General features: G+C 37.6%; 24 protein-coding genes. 19 read left to right on the top strand and 5 right to left on the bottom strand.

The annotated features are described in order from the left end of the window. Positions 1 to 363: 363 nt before the first annotated feature. Positions 364 to 1,032, bottom strand: a complete 669-nt coding sequence (locus tag ACQY3F_RS12330) for a leucine-rich repeat domain-containing protein (protein WP_428355160.1) — start codon at positions 1,030 to 1,032, stop codon at positions 364 to 366. A 347-nt stretch (positions 1,033 to 1,379) separates the two neighbouring features. Here ACQY3F_RS12330 and ACQY3F_RS12325 point away from each other — a divergent pair, with 347 nt between their 5' ends. After that, positions 1,380 to 2,129, top strand: coding sequence for a DUF547 domain-containing protein (locus ACQY3F_RS12325; RefSeq protein ID WP_428355159.1), 750 nt, complete (start codon positions 1,380 to 1,382; stop codon positions 2,127 to 2,129). A 106-nt stretch (positions 2,130 to 2,235) separates the two neighbouring features. On the opposite strand, the gene ACQY3F_RS12320 is transcribed toward ACQY3F_RS12325, so the two are convergent. Both ACQY3F_RS12320 and ACQY3F_RS12315 read right to left on the bottom strand, forming a co-directional pair. Further along, positions 2,236 to 2,502: a Txe/YoeB family addiction module toxin gene (locus ACQY3F_RS12320; RefSeq protein WP_428355158.1), complete on the bottom strand. Its 267-nt coding sequence runs from the start codon at positions 2,500 to 2,502 to the stop codon at positions 2,236 to 2,238. After that, entirely contained in the window at positions 2,483 to 2,755 is a 273-nt protein-coding gene (locus ACQY3F_RS12315) for a type II toxin-antitoxin system Phd/YefM family antitoxin (protein WP_428355156.1), read from the bottom strand. The genes ACQY3F_RS12320 and ACQY3F_RS12315 overlap by 20 nt, the downstream gene beginning before the upstream one ends. 378 nt (positions 2,756 to 3,133) lie before the next feature. On the opposite strand from ACQY3F_RS12315, the gene ACQY3F_RS12310 reads away from it, so the two are divergent. The 18 genes from ACQY3F_RS12310 (at position 3,134) to ACQY3F_RS12225 (ending at position 15,348) form a co-directional block, all read left to right on the top strand. Then, complete coding sequence (locus ACQY3F_RS12310; RefSeq protein ID WP_428355155.1) at positions 3,134 to 3,877, top strand: DUF547 domain-containing protein; 744 nt, start codon at positions 3,134 to 3,136, stop codon at positions 3,875 to 3,877. Positions 3,878 to 3,899: 22 nt separating this feature from the next. Further along, positions 3,900 to 4,379, top strand: a complete 480-nt coding sequence (locus tag ACQY3F_RS12305; protein ID WP_428355153.1) for an arsenate reductase ArsC — start codon at positions 3,900 to 3,902, stop codon at positions 4,377 to 4,379. Between the two features lie 346 nt (positions 4,380 to 4,725). After that, positions 4,726 to 6,873, top strand: a complete 2,148-nt coding sequence (locus ACQY3F_RS12300; protein WP_428355152.1) for an FAD-dependent oxidoreductase — start codon at positions 4,726 to 4,728, stop codon at positions 6,871 to 6,873. 208 nt (positions 6,874 to 7,081) lie between these two features. Further along, entirely contained in the window at positions 7,082 to 7,651 is a 570-nt protein-coding gene (locus ACQY3F_RS12295) for a sigma-70 family RNA polymerase sigma factor (RefSeq protein WP_428355151.1), read from the top strand. 3 nt (positions 7,652 to 7,654) lie between these two features. Next, positions 7,655 to 7,912 (top strand): hypothetical protein, encoded by a 258-nt coding sequence (locus ACQY3F_RS12290; RefSeq protein ID WP_428355150.1) that lies wholly within the window; start codon positions 7,655 to 7,657, stop codon positions 7,910 to 7,912. Between the two features lie 843 nt (positions 7,913 to 8,755). Further along, positions 8,756 to 9,328, top strand: a complete 573-nt coding sequence (locus tag ACQY3F_RS12285) for a Uma2 family endonuclease (protein ID WP_428355149.1) — start codon at positions 8,756 to 8,758, stop codon at positions 9,326 to 9,328. 196 nt (positions 9,329 to 9,524) lie between these two features. Beyond that, entirely contained in the window at positions 9,525 to 9,722 is a 198-nt protein-coding gene (locus ACQY3F_RS12280) for a hypothetical protein (RefSeq protein WP_428355148.1), read from the top strand. A 376-nt stretch (positions 9,723 to 10,098) separates the two neighbouring features. Continuing rightward, positions 10,099 to 10,332, top strand: coding sequence for a type II toxin-antitoxin system antitoxin VapB (vapB, locus tag ACQY3F_RS12275; protein ID WP_428355146.1), 234 nt, complete (start codon positions 10,099 to 10,101; stop codon positions 10,330 to 10,332). After that, complete coding sequence (locus ACQY3F_RS12270; RefSeq protein WP_428355145.1) at positions 10,332 to 10,727, top strand: type II toxin-antitoxin system VapC family toxin; 396 nt, start codon at positions 10,332 to 10,334, stop codon at positions 10,725 to 10,727. Before vapB ends, ACQY3F_RS12270 begins: the two co-directional genes overlap by 1 nt. Before the next feature lie 188 nt (positions 10,728 to 10,915). Further along, positions 10,916 to 11,128 (top strand): hypothetical protein, encoded by a 213-nt coding sequence (locus tag ACQY3F_RS12265; RefSeq protein WP_428355144.1) that lies wholly within the window; start codon positions 10,916 to 10,918, stop codon positions 11,126 to 11,128. Between the two features lie 175 nt (positions 11,129 to 11,303). Beyond that, complete coding sequence (tnpC, locus tag ACQY3F_RS12260; protein WP_428353782.1) at positions 11,304 to 12,869, top strand: IS66 family transposase; 1,566 nt, start codon at positions 11,304 to 11,306, stop codon at positions 12,867 to 12,869. Between the two features lie 88 nt (positions 12,870 to 12,957). After that, a complete protein-coding gene (locus tag ACQY3F_RS12255; RefSeq protein ID WP_428355143.1) occupies positions 12,958 to 13,170 on the top strand; it encodes a hypothetical protein in 213 nt (70 codons plus the stop codon). 198 nt (positions 13,171 to 13,368) lie between these two features. Beyond that, positions 13,369 to 13,629 carry a type II toxin-antitoxin system RelB/DinJ family antitoxin gene (locus ACQY3F_RS12250; RefSeq protein ID WP_428355142.1) on the top strand — a complete coding sequence of 87 codons (261 nt, stop codon included), beginning with the start codon at positions 13,369 to 13,371 and terminating at the stop codon, positions 13,627 to 13,629. Then, positions 13,626 to 13,901: a type II toxin-antitoxin system YafQ family toxin gene (locus ACQY3F_RS12245; protein ID WP_428355141.1), complete on the top strand. Its 276-nt coding sequence runs from the start codon at positions 13,626 to 13,628 to the stop codon at positions 13,899 to 13,901. The genes ACQY3F_RS12250 and ACQY3F_RS12245 overlap by 4 nt, the downstream gene beginning before the upstream one ends. A 128-nt stretch (positions 13,902 to 14,029) precedes the next feature. Then, the gene (locus tag ACQY3F_RS12240; RefSeq protein ID WP_428355139.1) at positions 14,030 to 14,242 is read left to right on the top strand and encodes a DUF2281 domain-containing protein; all 213 of its coding nucleotides are present in this window, start codon (positions 14,030 to 14,032) and stop codon (positions 14,240 to 14,242) included. Continuing rightward, positions 14,239 to 14,622 carry a type II toxin-antitoxin system VapC family toxin gene (locus ACQY3F_RS12235; protein WP_428355138.1) on the top strand — a complete coding sequence of 128 codons (384 nt, stop codon included), beginning with the start codon at positions 14,239 to 14,241 and terminating at the stop codon, positions 14,620 to 14,622. The genes ACQY3F_RS12240 and ACQY3F_RS12235 overlap by 4 nt, the downstream gene beginning before the upstream one ends. A gap of 142 nt (positions 14,623 to 14,764) precedes the next feature. Beyond that, on the top strand, positions 14,765 to 15,019 hold the full coding sequence (locus ACQY3F_RS12230) for a type II toxin-antitoxin system HicA family toxin (RefSeq protein ID WP_428355137.1): 255 nt from the start codon (positions 14,765 to 14,767) through the stop codon (positions 15,017 to 15,019). Then, positions 15,016 to 15,348: a type II toxin-antitoxin system HicB family antitoxin gene (locus ACQY3F_RS12225; RefSeq protein WP_428355136.1), complete on the top strand. Its 333-nt coding sequence runs from the start codon at positions 15,016 to 15,018 to the stop codon at positions 15,346 to 15,348. Before ACQY3F_RS12230 ends, ACQY3F_RS12225 begins: the two co-directional genes overlap by 4 nt. Before the next feature lie 158 nt (positions 15,349 to 15,506). On the opposite strand, the gene ACQY3F_RS12220 is transcribed toward ACQY3F_RS12225, so the two are convergent. After that, the gene (locus ACQY3F_RS12220; protein WP_428355134.1) at positions 15,507 to 15,899 is read right to left on the bottom strand and encodes a hypothetical protein; all 393 of its coding nucleotides are present in this window, start codon (positions 15,897 to 15,899) and stop codon (positions 15,507 to 15,509) included. 103 nt (positions 15,900 to 16,002) lie between these two features. Next, on the bottom strand, positions 16,003 to 16,419 hold the full coding sequence (locus tag ACQY3F_RS12215; RefSeq protein ID WP_428357680.1) for a pilin: 417 nt from the start codon (positions 16,417 to 16,419) through the stop codon (positions 16,003 to 16,005). Positions 16,420 to 17,339 lie beyond the last annotated feature (920 nt).

The following is a 17,339-nucleotide window of genomic DNA, read 5'->3' as shown; positions in this document are numbered from 1 at the left end:
ATCATAAAGTTACAAGCCCTTTTTAAATTAGTTGTCAAGTTTAACGGTAGGGGTCTGAATATTTACCAAATATCAGCTTTAAATTTCTTGGATAGTATTAGTTAGAAAATATGATAAGTTCAAATTTTAATATAAATATTAGTCAATTTATGATAAACATTAGTAGGTTTTAATGTTTCAAAACTATCTCCACCTAGCCTAACGAATGCAAATAATTCAGGGAATGGACGCTCGTTTAATTGGATGCTTCTTAAATTAAGCCATAATCGCTCAGATTGTTTATACATAAATAAGATTCAGAGAGCTGTCAATTTGTTAATTATTAAATGTAGAGTACGCAACCCAGATTGGTTGCCAATAGACTCAGGGATTTTGGTTAGTTGGTTCCCATTCGAATTCCGAACATAAATTTTCCAAATTGGATAAATTTTTTATACAGTCTGGGAACGTAGTTAAGTTGTTATGCCATATACCAAGGCTAGTTAATTTAGATAAATTACCTATAGATTGATGAACTGTAGATAATTGGTTGTAGCTTAAATTCAAATGATCCAGATTACATATAGATTCAGGGATTTCTTTTAGCTGGTTTGTTGATAGGCCTAAATATTCCAAATTAGTCAAATTCCCAATAGACACTGGTAGCTTAGTTAGTTGATTTCGGAATAAACTTAACCTAGTCAATTTGGTCAGATTGCCAATAGATTCTGGTAGCGTTTTCAGTTTATTTTCATGTAATTTTAACACCCTAAGATTAACCAGATTACCTATAAACGTAGGAACCTCAGTTAGCTGATTATTGCTTAAATCCAATATAGTTATTTCTAAAATAGATTGTTTATCAAGCATAAGGTGTTTATTAGAAATACGGAGTGTTTTTGCCCAAGTAATAAATTCATCTACCCAACCCTCATCTTTTGCCGTCGATGTTTTGGTTGCAAGTATTTTATCGGTAATATCAAATAAGCTTTGAGATTTATGGAGAGCTAAACCTGTACTATCTTTTGGAATTAATTGTTTGTCATTACTCATAAGATATAATCTTTTTGTTTATAATTAAGTTTTTAACCTTAAATCTTTATCGCTAATCAGCACAGATTATAACAACAATCAATTCAATATCTATAAGCTATAATAAATTAGAAGAAATACTAAATATATTTATAAATTGGCGAGGTTACTCGTTTCAATGCCAGCTCTTGGCTGTAAACTGACACCCATTTTAAACTAAAAAAACCATAATTTCAGAGTGGCTAGACTACAGTTAGGGCTCTTTCTAAAAAAGTGGCTAAACATAGGAAAAAAAGTAAGGTTTCGGCTAATGCCACGACTTAAGGTTACAAAACTTTATTTATTATTTTGATTTAACAGGTGTATTTATGAAATATTCAGCTTTAAAAATTATTGCAGGCTTATTATTAGCGAACAATGTTGCAGCAGTAGAGCCAGACTGGAAAGATTATGCCAGTGTATTGGGCGCTGTTAAGCAAGGCGAGAAGCATGGGACGCCATTAGCCTTAGTCGATTATGCCGCTTTAAAGAAAAGTGGGCTGGTAGACAAAGTCTATCAACAGATTTCTGCCTTTCCTGTGCAATCACTTAGCGGTAGAGAGGAAAAGTTAGCGTTTTATATTAATACTTACAATATTTTGGCATTAAAAACGGTGGTGGATCATTGGCCTTTAGACAGTATTAAAGATGTCGGCAGTTTGTTTAGCCCGGTTTGGGGGAAAGAAGCGGGAACGATTGGTGGTAAGACCGTTTCTTTAGATGATATCGAGAATAAAATCATTCGGCCCATGGGAGAGCCACGCATCCATTTAGCAATAGTGTGTGCATCAGTGAGTTGCCCCGATCTAAGGAACGAACCGTATATTGCATCAACACTCAATAAACAGCTTGATGCGCAAGCTAATGCCTTTTTGCGTAATGATAAAAAAGGCCTATATATCGCTAAAGACGAGATCGTAGTTTCTAAGATCTTTAAATGGTTTAAACAGGATTTCGACAAAGTAGGCGGGGTAGAGACGTTTATTCGCGGGTATCGTCCTGACTTACCAGCATCATATCCTATAGATGCGTGCAAAACAAAAGGGTCAGTATCGATTGAAAATCATAAAGCTCAATGACTGCGCTGGGGCAAGCAGAGTCAAGTCTAACATTCCTACATTTGGGCGTAATGATAGATAATTACACAGAAAAGTTTACATCCTCAAAAACATCTCTACCTTGACCTTAATTATTATAATGTCCGCCAATTGCATAAATATAAACGTAGTCTTTATCGTATTTATAAATAACTCGGTCTTTCTGACTAATACGGCGTGACCATAAACCAGATAGGTCGTGTTTTAATGGTTCAGGTTTCCCAGTACCAGTGCTCGGATTATCACGAAGCATTTCTTTTAATAAACGGCAAAGCACTTTGTGCAGCTTCTTGTCTTTTAGTCTAAGTTCTTCGTATGCAGCCCAGGTATGTCCTTCAAATACCAGTGATCTCATCTAGCTCTCCAGATGTAGGTTTATACCCCTTCTTTTTCACATTTGTAACGGCTGATGCTGCAATTTGTTTCATTAAGTCATTATTTTGTAAGACATACAGTGTTTCTTGCTCACGCTCCCAGTCGTCTGCACTTAAAACAATAAAATCATCGCCACTTCTGCGAGTCACTTTAATCGGTATGTGCTCAGTAACTACTTTTTCTACATAACTTTTTAGATTATCTCTAAATTTATTTACACTAATGCTGTCCATTCCAATCACCTAATCATGTACGATAATGCCGTACATAATAGTGATAAAACCCTAACAAGTCAATTAACAACGACAGTAAAAAGCGCGTCGCGTTTTTTCAAACGTTAAATGATAAACCTGAATGTCCGCAGCAGTGGGTTATGAGTCAGTCACACTGATAGTTCTTTACCATTTTCCTTTTGATCATTAACTATCATTTCAACACACTTTCAAAGGAGCGTGGATTACAGTCCATGCCTTACAAGTATAGCAATGATCTTGCTTAATTAAGTTGATAGCCAATGATTCTTATGGGCTAAGCATAAAAAAAACGTAAGGTTTCGGTTTGTCCCACGACTTATCGTTAAATTTACTTTATTTATTATAATTTAACAAGATATGAAAAATTCAGCTTTAAAAGTGATTGCCGGTTTATTGTTAGCGAACAACGTTGCAGCAGTAGAACCAGACTGGAAAGATTATGCCAGTGTATTGGGTGCTGTTAAGCAAGGTGAGAAACATGGGACGCCATTAGCCATAGTCGATTATGCCGCTTTAAAGAAAAGTGGCCTAGTAGACAAAGTCTATCAACAGATTTCTGCCTTTCCTGTGGAATCACTTAGCGGTAGACAAGAAACGCTAGCGTTTTATATTAATACTTATAATATATTGGCATTAAAAACGGTGGTTGATCATTGGCCTTTAGACAGTATAAAAGATGTCGGCAGTATTTTTAGCCCGGTTTGGGGAAAAGACGCGGGAACGATTGGTGGTAAAACCGTTTCTTTAGATGATATCGAGAATAAAATCATTCGACCCATGGGCGAGCCACGCATTCATTTAGCTATAGTGTGTGCATCAGTGAGTTGCCCCGATCTAAGGAACGTGCCGTATACGGCATCGACGCTCAATAAACAGCTTGATGCGCAAGCCAATGCCTTTTTGCGTAATGATAAAAAAGGCCTTTATATCGCTAAAGACGAGATCGTGGTTTCTAAGATCTTTAAATGGTTTAAACAGGATTTCGACAAAGTAGGTGGGGTGGATACGTTTATTCGCGGCTATCGTCCTGATTTGCCGGTATCATACCCTATAGATGCGGATATAGATTATGATTGGTCGATTAACGCCTTAAATAATTAACTCATTGACTCAGAGAAATAATATGTTAAATATTTTAGTTGTTTGTACTGGAAACTCATGCCGTAGCGTGCTGGGTGAAGCCTTATTTAATCATTTAGGAGCAGGGCGGGTTGCCGCTTTTTCTGCGGGAAGTCATCCCATAGGTAGAATAAATTCTGATGCCTTAGCCACGTTACAGCGTCACGGATTAGCAACTGACGGATACAAGAGCCAGTCGTGGCATGAGTTTACTGAACAATCGATTGATATAGTCATAACCGTTTGTGATAACGCTGGGGGTGAGGTGTGTCCCGGCTATTTGCATTCTGCAACACGAGGACACTGGGGGTTAAATGATCCTAGCCATGTGAATGGTTCTGAGAGTGAATTGATTGCCGCGTTTGAGGATACTTATCGGGCTTTAGAGATGCGTATTCAGAAAATGTTGGCACTACCACTAGAGGTCATGTCATCGGCTCAATTAAGCAAAGAACTTAATGCCCTCGGTGCCAGCAAAAATTAACGGGCGTTATTATATAGAAAACTTTATTGCTCTCGTTCCAGCGTAGGCTGGGTTAGCTTATTGAGCAAAGCGAAATAACGTAACCCAGCAGAGGTAATGAGACTATCTTGCTGGGTTACGTTTTTTAATGCTTCGCAATAAAAAATCTAACCCAGCCTACGATTTTAGCCAATTCTTAGAGAATCACTTATTGTTTATTATGTGTATAGCCAAAGGATACATTAATTGAGTTGAATTGAATTGAATTGAATTGAATTGAATTGAATTGAATTGAATTGAATGTGCATGTAAGTTTCTATCCTACCCGGCGACTCATAATTAAATAATTTATTCCAACAAAAATACTATGACTTCTTCACGCATTATTTTGCTCATTGTTATCGCTGCCTTTATCAGTGCTTTTTTCTACTTTGATTTAGGGCATTATTTAAGCTTAGAAACCTTAAAAGCACAGCAATCAGCGATAGAAAACTATCGTGCTACACATCCCTTTTTAGCGATTGCGGTATATGCGCTGGTTTATATCGCAGTCACGGGTTTATCTCTTCCTGGTGCGGCGATCTTAACCTTGGCGGGTGGCGCTGTTTTCGGCGTATTATGGGGAACCCTGATTGTTTCTTTTGCGTCTAGTATCGGTGCAACATTAGCTTTCCTGGCGGCACGTTTTTTATTCCGTGATAGCGTCAAAGACAGGTTTGGTGAACGCCTTAAAGCGATTGATGAAGGCGTAGCAAAAGAAGGAAGTTTTTATTTATTTACCTTACGTTTAGTCCCGGTTTTCCCCTTTTTTATGATTAATCTATTAATGGGCTTAACCAATATGAAAACCTGGACTTTTTATATAGTAAGCCAGATAGGTATGTTAGCAGGCACTGCCGTTTATGTGAATGCGGGAACGCAGTTAGGTAAAATTGATTCTTTAGCAGGTATTTTATCGCCTGCATTGCTTGGGTCATTTATCTTATTAGGACTTTTCCCACTGATAGCAAAGAAAATTATCACAATTATAGGAGCTAGGAAAGTGTATAAGCAATGGCAAAAACCAGAAAAATTTGATAACAATATCGTGGTTATTGGCGGCGGTTCAGCTGGGCTGGTCACCTCTTATATTGCAGCGGCGGTTAAAGCGAAAGTGACGTTGATCGAAAAACATAAAATGGGCGGTGACTGTTTAAATACCGGCTGTGTTCCTTCTAAAGCGTTAATCAAATCCAGCAAGTTATTATCTACACTAAAACGCTCAAAAGAGTTTGGCATTAATGAGATGACAGCGGATTTTAAATTCAGCGAAGTGATGGAGCGTGTACAGGGTGTGGTGCAAACGGTTGCGCCGCATGATTCGGTGGAGCGTTATACAGCATTAGGCGTTGATGTCGTGGTAGGCGAGGCGAAAATTATTTCGCCATGGGAAGTTGAAGTTAAGACGGCTGAAGGTATCAAAATCATCAGCTCGCGCTCAATCGTGATTGCCGCTGGTGCACGTCCGTTCGTACCACCGATTCCTGGGCTGGATAAAATTGATTATTTAACCTCGGATAATGTCTGGAACTTGCGCGAACAACCTAAACGCATGGTGGTCTTAGGTGGTGGGCCGATTGGGAGTGAATTAGCCCAAGCCTTTGCCCGTTTAGGCGTTAATGTGACTCAGGTAGAAATGGCGCCACGCTTGTTGATTCGTGAAGATATTGAAGTGTCAGCAGCGGTCGCAGCCCGGTTTATCAAAGAAGGCATCGATGTCAGACTGGAACATACCGCCAAAGAATTTATTGTCGAAAATGGCGAAAAAATCCTGCTGGCAGAACATAAGGGTGAGCAAGTGCGCATTCCTTTTGACCAAGTGTTATTAGCGATTGGTCGTGTAGCAAATACCACGGGTTATGGTTTAGAAGAATTAGGTGTGCAATTATCCGATCGTCGTACCGTACAAATTAACGACTTTCAGGAAACTAACTACCCGAATATTTATGCTTGTGGTGATGTGTCAGGTCCGTATCAATTCACCCATACCGCTGCGCATCAGGCATGGTATGCCTCGGTCAATGCCTTATTTGGTTCATTTAAGAAGTTTAAAACCGATTATTCAGTGATTCCCTGGGCAACTTTTACTGATCCTGAAGTTGCGCGTGTCGGACTTAATGAACAAGAAGCAAAAGAGCAGGGTATCGCTTATGAAACCAGTGTTTATGGAATTGATGATTTAGACCGAGCCATTGCTGATGGTGAAGCGTATGGCTTTGTTAAAGTTCTGACCGTACCGGGTAAAGATAAAATTTTGGGTGTGACTATAGTGGGTGAGCATTCAGGGGATTTAATAGCCGAATTTGTCTTGGCAATGAAATATAAACTGGGCTTAAATAAAGTGTTAGGGACGATTCATATTTATCCGACGATGGCAGAAGCGAATAAATATGTCGCAGGTGTCTGGAAAAAGAACCACCAACCCGAAAAATTATTACAGTGGGTTGCTAAGTTTCATGCCTGGAAACGGGGATAAGTAATTATCGGCACTAACTTAACATAGAACAACTTTAGGGGAGTAGGCTTTAGCCTACTTGTGTCATTCGAATGCTACACCTGTAGACTAAAGCTTACTCCCCTCCGAATGTCTCGTTTTAAGTGCGTAGCCGATTGTTAGAATAACAAAATGGACTATTTGAGTATCATTTATAATAATGGGACTCATAAATTGAATGGATATTTTTATGGCTCAAACAGACACGTCACCTGAAAACTGGCTTAAAGACTATGGTGATCTTTTATATCGTTACGCCTTGATACGGGTTCGCTCCGAAGCAACAGCAGAAGATTTGGTACAAGAAACCCTGCTGGCAGGATTACAGGGCTTGGATCGATTTACAGGTCAATCTACGGTGAGAACCTGGTTAGTAGGGATTTTAAAGCACAAAATCATTGATCATTTTAGAAAAAACCGGCATGAAATAACCACATTAAATGATGATGAAACAGCTGAGGAAGTATTAGCTTATCAATTTGACCAGCAAGGAAACTGGAAAATTAATTTGATCGAATGGGGGACACCTGAAAAAAGCATGAACGATAAACAGTTCTGGATCGCGTTTAATGACTGCCTTTCACGTTTGCCACAACGTATGGCTGACCTCTTATTGTTACGCACCGTTGATGGTTTAGAAACAGAAGAATGCTGTGCTTTATTAGGCTTTGAAACAGATAACCAGCTGTGGGTGACTTTATCACGCACACGCGTAAAACTAAGACTATGTCTGGAAAAAAACTGGTTTAGTAAGGAATGACTTATGTATAAATGTAAAGAAATAATAGAACTGACATCACAGAATATGGAGACTTCATTGCCGTGGTACACGCGGTTGGAAATGAAGGCTCACTATTTAATGTGTACAACCTGCAACCGTTATGCTCAGCAATTGCAGTTTATGAACAAAGCCTTAGGGGCGTTTGAAGGTCACGCGCCTAATAAGGACTGTCAGTTATCAGATGACGCAAAGCAACGTATTACTAAGAAAATGGATCAAGCGAAACTAACAGGAGATTAATGAAACTGTGGTTTAGTCTCGCCTTTTGTAAAGATGTTTTTTTATACTCGGTAAAAACCGCCTTATAGTGGGTATATTACTCATGCTGATCTCATGGTGATGTTTTATGGGTGAGAGGTTTTTTATTACCTGACGAAATTATCAGAGTTCTTCTGACCTATATCGTACCTTATTGTGTTTCTACATGGACTAGTGTCGCGGCTTATAAACGTCACCACCCAGTTAGCATAGTATTGGGATATTTAAACGTAGCCAGTCTGTCTCTTTTTTACTCTTTCGGGTATTATTAAACCATCGTTCCTTATTGTTCGCTTAAACTTAGAAAAATCAGTTGCTCACGTTTTCTAGCACAAGCCCTTGATTCCACCGCACTTCCCAAAAATGTCCTTTTAACCTATGGATGAAGCTAAAGTTATTTAAAAGTATTATATTAACTCAATTCAATGTCTTGCACTATAAATTCGCGCTCAACTGATTTTTCTAGGATAAAACAATTAATGCGATATGATGATGTTAGCGAACGTGCAGAAAAAACTTACCTGATTACGTACAACTCTCAGCCATAGTAGAATAAAGCTTGAAACATCAGTATGTTAAAAACCTCGTCATTCCCGAAGTCTTGTATCGGGAATCTATGCTTATCTGACTAGATTCCTGCTTAAAGCATGCAGGAATGACGAAGTATAGCTGAGGGTTATGGGTAATCAGGAAAACTTAAGTAGCCTGGAAGCGGTAGCTTTAGTCTGCCAATGTCAAACATCTGTGCTAAAGGCGGGCTAAAGCCACGCCCTACAGTTTTCAGAGTGTCCCATGGTAAAATAATAGCCGAAAAAAGGAAAAGACATGTCGACTGCAGCCGAAAAAATTAAACTATCTGAACTTGAATATCTGGAAAGCGAAAAAACAGCTGAATTTAAGAATGAATATCTGCAAGGTGAAATATGGGCAATGGCAGGAGCCAGTGATAATCATGTGACTATTGCAATGAATCTTGCATTTTTACTCAAACAGCAACTTAAAGGTAACCCCTGCCGTAGCTATATTTCTGATATGAAAGTAAAGATCGAGTTAGCTAACGCCTTCTTTTATCCTGATGTATTTGTCAGCTGTGACCCACGTGATCAGGAACAAGATTTTAATTATTATAAAGAACGCCCTGTTTTTATAGCAGAAGTACTCTCCCCATCAACTGAAGCCTATGATCGAGGTGATAAATTTAAATATTATCAGCTACTGCCGGGGTTGCAGGAATATTGGCTAATTGATGCGCAAAAAATGACGCTTGATTGCTTTACTCGAGCAGATGATAATGCATGGACTTTGCACAGCTACTCCTCCCCCCAAGATCAAGCAAGCATAGTAGCACTGAATCTTACAATACAGCTTGATCAGTTATACGTAGACACCAATATATAAAACGGCATTAAGGCCTTGTTTTTCAAGGTAGGGTGGGCAACGCTTTATTGCCCACCTTTTTTATCGGCAAATGGTAAAGCTGTTTGCCCACCCTACAAGGTTGAATTTCTTTATAAGGCTGGTGTCCCAATTCTTCATTTTCACGCAACCGCTGACAGAAGATGATACAATCAAAAAAGAAAAGAGGAGAAATGAGATGGCAACAATACCCAATTTTGATACACAAGACGCGGTTAAGTCTCTCAAAGATAAAGGCTTCACCGATACCCAGGCCGACAAGATAGTAAACACTATCAAGAACAGTCAGACTAATTTACTCGCCAGAACTGATCTAAAGTTTATTTATATAGCTATCTTGCTTAGCCCTTGGTTTCCTGAGATAGTTAAGGTTTAGCAAAACTGATAAAATAAATCCCACAAACTCGATTTCATAATAATAGCCCCTTAATGGGGTTTTTTATTGTTTATAGAACAATGGGAGTCTCTGGCTACCGCTTCAACTAAAAAACGCCTTTCGCTCGAATTTCACGAAAAACGGTCTCTTTTTTTAAATCAAGCTGGCTGACCCTTGATTCTGCTTGATTGTCATAACCAAAAAAATTAACCAGTCGAGTTGTTAGAAAAGCTAAAAATTCGCAATTCGGGACTAGCCCCCATTTTTTTTATTCAATGGAGGCCTTCAATCGTCAGACTTGGATCAAAAAAATCTTCTGTTTATAACTATACGATATATACTTATAAATATATATTATTATTTTAGAGAGTGGGTTATGCATCAACAAACAGCAAAAATATTTACCAATGGAAGAAGCCAGGCCGTTCGCCTACCTAAAGAGTTTAGGTTTGATACTTCAGAAGTTTATATTCGTAAAGTAGGTGATGAAGTTATCATATCTGCAAAAAAAACATCATGGAAGGATTTTTTTAATAGAAAAAGTACATTTGGCGATGATTTTCTAGTGGAAAGAGATAACGATTTCCCCCAAGACAGAGAATCATTTTAATGTTCATGTTAGATACGAATATCTGCATTTATGTGCTAAAAGATAGACCTATCACAGTATTAAAGGCTTTTGAAGCTACAGATCAGTTACATATTTCTGCAATAGTATATGCAGAACTATGGTCAGGTATTGAAAAAAGTCCGTTAAAAATTAAAGGTAAAAGAAAAGAGGAATTATTGGAATTTTTGTCATTAATTACAATCCAAAGTTGGGATGAGTTAGCGGGGCGAGAGTACGCTAAGCAGCATACTTATCTAAAAAAGAATGGAATGATGATTGGTAACATGGATTTATTAATTGCATCTCATGCGAGAAGTCTCAAAGCGACATTAATAACAAATAATGTACATGAATTTGAAAGAGTAGAAGGGCTAAAAATAGAAAACTGGGTATGATGTTTCAGAGGTCCACAATTACGAATATGCTGATCTATCTTAAAAGGCATAGGAATTAAGAAAGGAAATTTATTCTGAGGTGTATTATAAATTAACCATAAAGAATTCGCAATTCGGGACCTGACCCCATTTTCCTTTGACCCCATTTTCCTTCTTTTGACTTAAATAAAACCAATATAGGATAAATAATGCAAGCATATGAATTTGAAATAGATGCGGATAAAAATATAATTGAAATTCCATCGCAGTACCAAGAATTATACTCAAAGCATATGAAAGTCATTATTCTGGTTGCTGAAGATAAAAAAAAACATAAATATGATTTTAACGATGTAGCTGGAAAACTCGAATGGCAAGGCGATGTTATTAAAGAGCAAAGGAAAATACGGGATGAATGGTAAGTTCTATTTTTTAGATACGAATGCTATTATTCAGTTACTTAAAGGTAATCAAAACCTTTTAGACATATTATCTGAAGCTGATTATATGTAAATATTCAGACCCCTACCGACAAACTTGACAACTAATTTAAAAAAGGCTTGTAACTTTATGATACCAAGAAGTATTATGTAGGCCATGCAATTAAGTAATCAGGATCTAAGCCAACTTGACGAAGAAGAGCTTCTAAATTTATCAGAAGAAGAGTTACGTCGTCTTTCAATAAGATTGCTTACAGATTTAAAGGAAGCTCGTGAACGGTTAAGCCAGAATTCCCATAATAGTTCTCGGCCTCCAAGCAGTGAAGCACCATGGGAAAGGGACACTCAAAAAGATTCCAGTAATGATTCCGAAGAGGAACAAGAAGCGACTTCAGATAAAAAAGAGTCATCTCCTACTGAAAAGCCCAATAAAACATCCAGACAGTCCCCGAAAAATGAAACAGAAGAACAACGAAAACCAGGGAAGCAACTTGGAGCCAAGGGTTTTGGGCGACAACAAAAAATAGTGATCACAGACTATCAGGAACATTTTCCTGAAATATGTGAATGCTGCCATCAACCATTAAATGACCATTTCAAAAAAGCATACACGGCTTTTGAAACCATTGATATCGTATGGTCTGATGAGAAAAATCCAGGCCTGAGGCTAACGAATACCAAGCATAGCTATTATGAAGTCACCTGTCACTGTGGACATATTACAATAAAAGAACCGCATCGTTCCAATTCCGATGGCACCTTGCAGGATATAAACTGTAGCCAATGGAGATTGGTAGGTCCGGGGCTTGCAGCATTAATTATATGCCTTACTTATCGCATGCGGCTTTCACGAGAACGTGTCCAAGAGTTTTTATGTGATTGGCTAGGGTTACAGATTAGTGTTGGCACGATTAACAATACATTACATGAAAGCGGCGCAGCAGCAATGCCTATAGAAGCTGAATTAGTAAAGGAAGTCGTAGAAAGTAATCTACTTCATGTTGATGAAACTTCCTGGATGGAACTCACCACTTTTTTATGGCTATGGGTTTTTAGTACAGATACCGTCACAGCCTACTGGATTTCAACTCGGTCATCAGAACTGATTGAAAACATCCTGGGTCAAGCATATTGCGGCTGGCTAATGAGTGATGGTTACCAGGTTTATCGAAAATACCTTAATCGAGCTCGTTGCTGGGCTCACCTGATTCGTAAGGCAAAAGGCTTAAAAGAGGGCTTAAATAAAGACTCTCAGCTATTTGGAGAACAAACACTCAAATTAATGAACATGCTTATGACAGCAATTCGTGAAGCACGGCACCACCCTCCAAACTCGCCACTGACGGAAATTTACCAAACGCAATTGATAGCCTATCGGCAACTGTGTGAACAAATGAAAGCATCAACACACACAAAGACCCATGCGCTAGCAACAGAAATGCTCAATGATTGGGAGGCTATCTTTCGGGTACTCGAATTCCCTCATTTACCCTTAACCAATAACGAAGCAGAACGTGCCTTACGGCACTGGGTTATATTAAGGCGAATCAGCTATGGAACACGAACTGAAGAAGGTTCATGTGTGTTTGCTATTTTGATTAGTGTCATCGAAACCTGTAGAAAAAGGCAGCAATCCCCATGGATATATTTAGCGGCCGTTATTCACAATCAGCGGGTAGGTGTTGCGGTTCCTAAGCTACCAATTGTTAAGGGGTCTGAATAATTACGATTATATCGCTTGCTCTGTAATTTCTAAGCTTGAATACTTATGCTTTGAAGGTTTGTCAAATACCGATATTAAGCTATTTAATTTGTTTTTAGAAAAAATTGAAGTCATAGAATTAACATCAGTTAATGACACCTTATTACAAAACATTATTTTTAGTCGAAAAGATAAAAACATGAAATTACCAGATGCGATTATTGCAGGTTGTAGTAAATATAAAGAATGCATATTACTAACAGCTGACAAGAAGCTATTGAATGCAACGGGAGATGCATCCCTGTCATATCAAGTAATATAAATAGTTGATTCAGTAATAAACAAAGCTCACTTATGTTTTGATAAGGAGCATCAATTAAGGGTATAGATCCCATTTTTTCCTTGGCTATTAAAATTCGCAATTCGGGACCCCATTTTTTTTCGTTTTTACGTTTATTTTTAGGATAAACGCATCCCATATGGTATGCTGAAAATCTATACTACACAAGGGTTTTGCAATATGAGCACAAAAACACAAACAAGTTTACGTTTAGACGAAAAAAAACTAACAGAAGCCAAGCAAATCCTTGCCGATCTTGGCTTAAACTTTAGTGAAGCCGTTAATATTTTTACTAGCTTGATTGTTGCTAAACAAGGCTTACCTTTTAATGTTACATTGCCCAATAAAGAAACTCAGGCTGCTATGCGGGATGTACGTGGAAGAAAGAACCTGGAATGCTCTTCACTAAAGCAGTTGAAACATGAACTCGCTAAAGAATGAAAGCTGTATCACGCCATAAATTGTTTATCAAGGACATGAAAAGCGTGCGCCTGACGGATACACAAATAACAAAATTATTCCTGTATGTTTCCAGGCTATTAGGCAATAAATCATTACCACCAGAATCAAAAGATCATAGCTTGCATGGTGAATGGAGTGACTTTAGAGAGTTGCATTTGGGTGGAGATACATTACTTATCTATCAGGCTGATGAGCACACTGTTTACCTGACACGATTAGGTAGTCATGCACAACTTTTTAAAGGGATGTGATAAGCGTATGCTTTGTCTAAACGTGATCTGCCCCTATTTTTAACCAGACTAATATTTTAGTAAACGGATTGAAATCAAGCTGGCTGACCCCTTGATATTGTTTTCTCTTTATTTTTTAAGGAGTTATTATGAATATAGCTGAACACAAATTAAGTTTATTTCGTCAAATTGACGGATTATCAGATGACTTATTAGTTGAAGTAGAAAAGCTAATCTTAAAGTTAGAAGTTAAGAAAAATAAAAAAACAAAGCGCCAAGTGGGTTGTATGAAAGGTTTTGTGGTTTATATGGCTGATGATTTTGATGCTCCTTTAGAAGACTTTAAGACGTATATGCAATGAAATATTTATTGGATACTCATACTTTGATTTGGTTTTTTGACGATGACAAAAGACTTCCTGAGTCTATTAAAGGCATTATTAGTGATGATGATTCGGATATTTATTTAAGTATTGTTAGTTTATGGGAAATGGCAATTAAAATATCACTTGGTAAATTAAGCTTATCGCAACCACTTGAGCAGCTGGTAGATATGCTGGAATATCAAAATATTACTTTGTTATCTGTTCAGCCAATGCATGTTTTAGGTGTAATAGATTTACCCTTTGAGCATCGTGATCCTTTTGATCGCCTTATGATTTCTCAATGTTTGTATGAGAAAATGAAGTTTATAACTAATGAGGCATTGTTTTTAAGATATGGTGTTGATAGGGTCTGGTGATTTTTTTTAAAAAATGGTCGTGTCATTATTGTCCTGTATTGTTCTCAGTTTGGTTTTGTGTAAATCAAGCTGGCTCCTTGATCTATTGCAATGATTGCAATAAATGATTGCATTTTGAGGTGAGCATTCCTATACTGTATAAATGAATTCAAAACAGCGAAAGGTCTTGGCTCTTGTTTATACAGATCCAATACCAAAATCTTTAGAATGGTTGGAAATTGAAAGCTTGTTACTTGCAGTTGGTGCAGAGTTGATAGAGGGTAATGGCTCAAGGGTCAGGTTTCAAAAAGATCGCATTGTAGCAACTTTTCACAGGCCGCACCCAAAAAAAGAAGCAAAACCATACCAGGTAAAAGATGCGCGTAATTTTTTAACTCAGCTAGGCATAAAACCATGAACTCATTACTTTACAAAGGGTATACCGCTAGAATAGATTTTAGTGATGAAGATGATTGCTTTATTGGTCATATTGTCGGAATTAAAGACGTTATTGGTTTTCATGGAGAAACGGTAAGGGAATTAAAAAATGCTTTTTACGAAGCAGTAGATGACTACAATGAGGCTTGTGAGGCAATAGGTAAAAAACCTCAAAAACCTTATTCAGGAAATTTAATGTTGCGCATTCCTCCAGAAGTGCATGCAGCAGTTGCAACGGCTGCTCAAGTACATGGCGTAAGTATAAATCAATGGGCTTCTAATGCACTCCTAAGAGAATCAGCATTATAAAGAGGGGCTAGGGGAGGTTTTTAGGCCGCTACATTTTAATCGAGTCTGACCCTTTTGGTTATTATTGTCCATGCTTTTTAAATTCACTATATGAATCCAAAGCTAAGTACCCCAAAAAAATAACAAACACCAACCCAATAAAAAACATAATAACCGAATTAAGCATCTTCTAGTTCCTTAATTAATTGTTTTATAAAACGATATTGATATATACCATAAACTGCAGAAGCGAGCGTACCAAAAAGTGCCAATAATAAAACAAATGCCGAAGTGTTCAAAAAATTTGAAGCTGACCAGCCAATTAAACCTACGATAACTGCCAGTGCTGCAAAAAACATTTTTTCATGAAAAGAAGTTTCCGCTTTTATTTTATCTAACTTACTAATTTTAATAAGATTACACCTATTATGTTTATAGGTCAATTTTTCATGTTTTACCAAAAGCTTTACTTTAATTAATCGTGGTCTGTCTTTTTGCACAGGAAAATGTCTCATGGAAAGACTTGACCCCATTTTTTCAGGAAAATGTCTCATGGAAAGACTTGACCCCATTTTTTTGACCCCATTTTTTTATTGGTTTTCTTTTCATTGTTGCTAAAAAAACATCCGAACTAATTAAAGCCCGGATGTTTTTATTTTTCTAAATCAAGCTGGCTTATGAAGCTGGAGCAACAGCAACAGGACCTGCACAAGTAGTGGTTGCGGCTAAGGCAATATTAACTGAACAAGTAAATGTAATAGGATTGACAGTAAGATCTGGTGTTAATGTAGCTATTGCAGCTAAAGCACCATTACCAATGGTATCACCTACAATTACTCCTGTAAGAAGAGTACAGCCACCAATTGCGCTACCTGTATTAGTACAAATCAGGTCGCCTGTGTTGAAATTTTCTGCCACTGCTAATTTCGCTGCCGATAAACCAGCAACAGAACTCGCACCATTTGCCTTCGCAACATACTCCCTATAGGCAGGGATAGCAATCGATGCCAAAATACCAATAATCGCAACTACGATCATTAACTCGATTAGGGTAAAACCCTGTTGTACTTTTTGAATGTTTAAATTTTTCATGATTTTTTCTACCTTTATATTATTAAGAAAGAGAATAATGAACTCATTTAAAATCAAGCATAGTTCATGCCATGATAATGACAAGCCTGAAATGCCATGATTTATAGTTTCCACCGTTTTTATTGAGACAGATGGGTAAAGGTGCTGACAAAAAACGTCACATTTTGTCTTTTTATTTCAGATAAAGAGATTCAAAAAAACGAATCAAAAGGGTCAGACTCGATTGAAAAAATAAAGGGTAAAGATCAAGGGGGCAAATGGCTTTATCATACAATAAAAAGGAATCATCCCACGTTTAATTAAATTCGCAACTACAAGAGATTGATGCATTATCCTTATCTGAGTCGCCTTAATTACTCAAACCCTATCAATTCAGTTCTTGATGATCAATGGTTAAGTTAAAATTGACAATAATTTTAATTAGCTGTAATCTCTAAACTAACGATTCAGGCTAAGGTATATTAAGATGTCATCAGAAGAAATTCGCTTAGAGTTAAATAAATTAATAACATCAAAAGGGTCAGACTCGATTGAAAAAATAAAGTGAAATCTTCAAGGGGTCAGCCAGCTTGATATGCGTAAAATAATTTCGAGGCTAAACCACTTTAACTTGCGCTTACGGCCTGCTGGCTTGCGCCCATCGTGCTTAACATTCGGAGTTACCTTCCTCCTGCCCGACGTTTGCTATCTGGTGGTTGACCTACCTTGCCAGAGCGGGGCTTTCACTCGCTGAAATTATCGACCTTGCTCGGCGGCACACCCCTTAATTAGTTGATTTTTTTATATTGGCAATAACTTCGCCTGTATGGGTTCCCATATTGATTGTGTACAAAGTTTTCATGTTTCTGTATGCTGAAGTAAGTAAACCTGTTTCTTGGGTATGTGGGGTATTGTTTCTTCTGATGGGGCGTTTATTTTAG

The organism is Methyloprofundus sp., from assembly GCF_965251085.1.
Lineage (GTDB): Bacteria > Pseudomonadota > Gammaproteobacteria > Methylococcales > Methylomonadaceae > Methyloprofundus.
The sequence above is the reverse complement of the archived record's forward strand: the minus strand, read 5'-3'. Positions and strand labels throughout refer to the sequence as shown.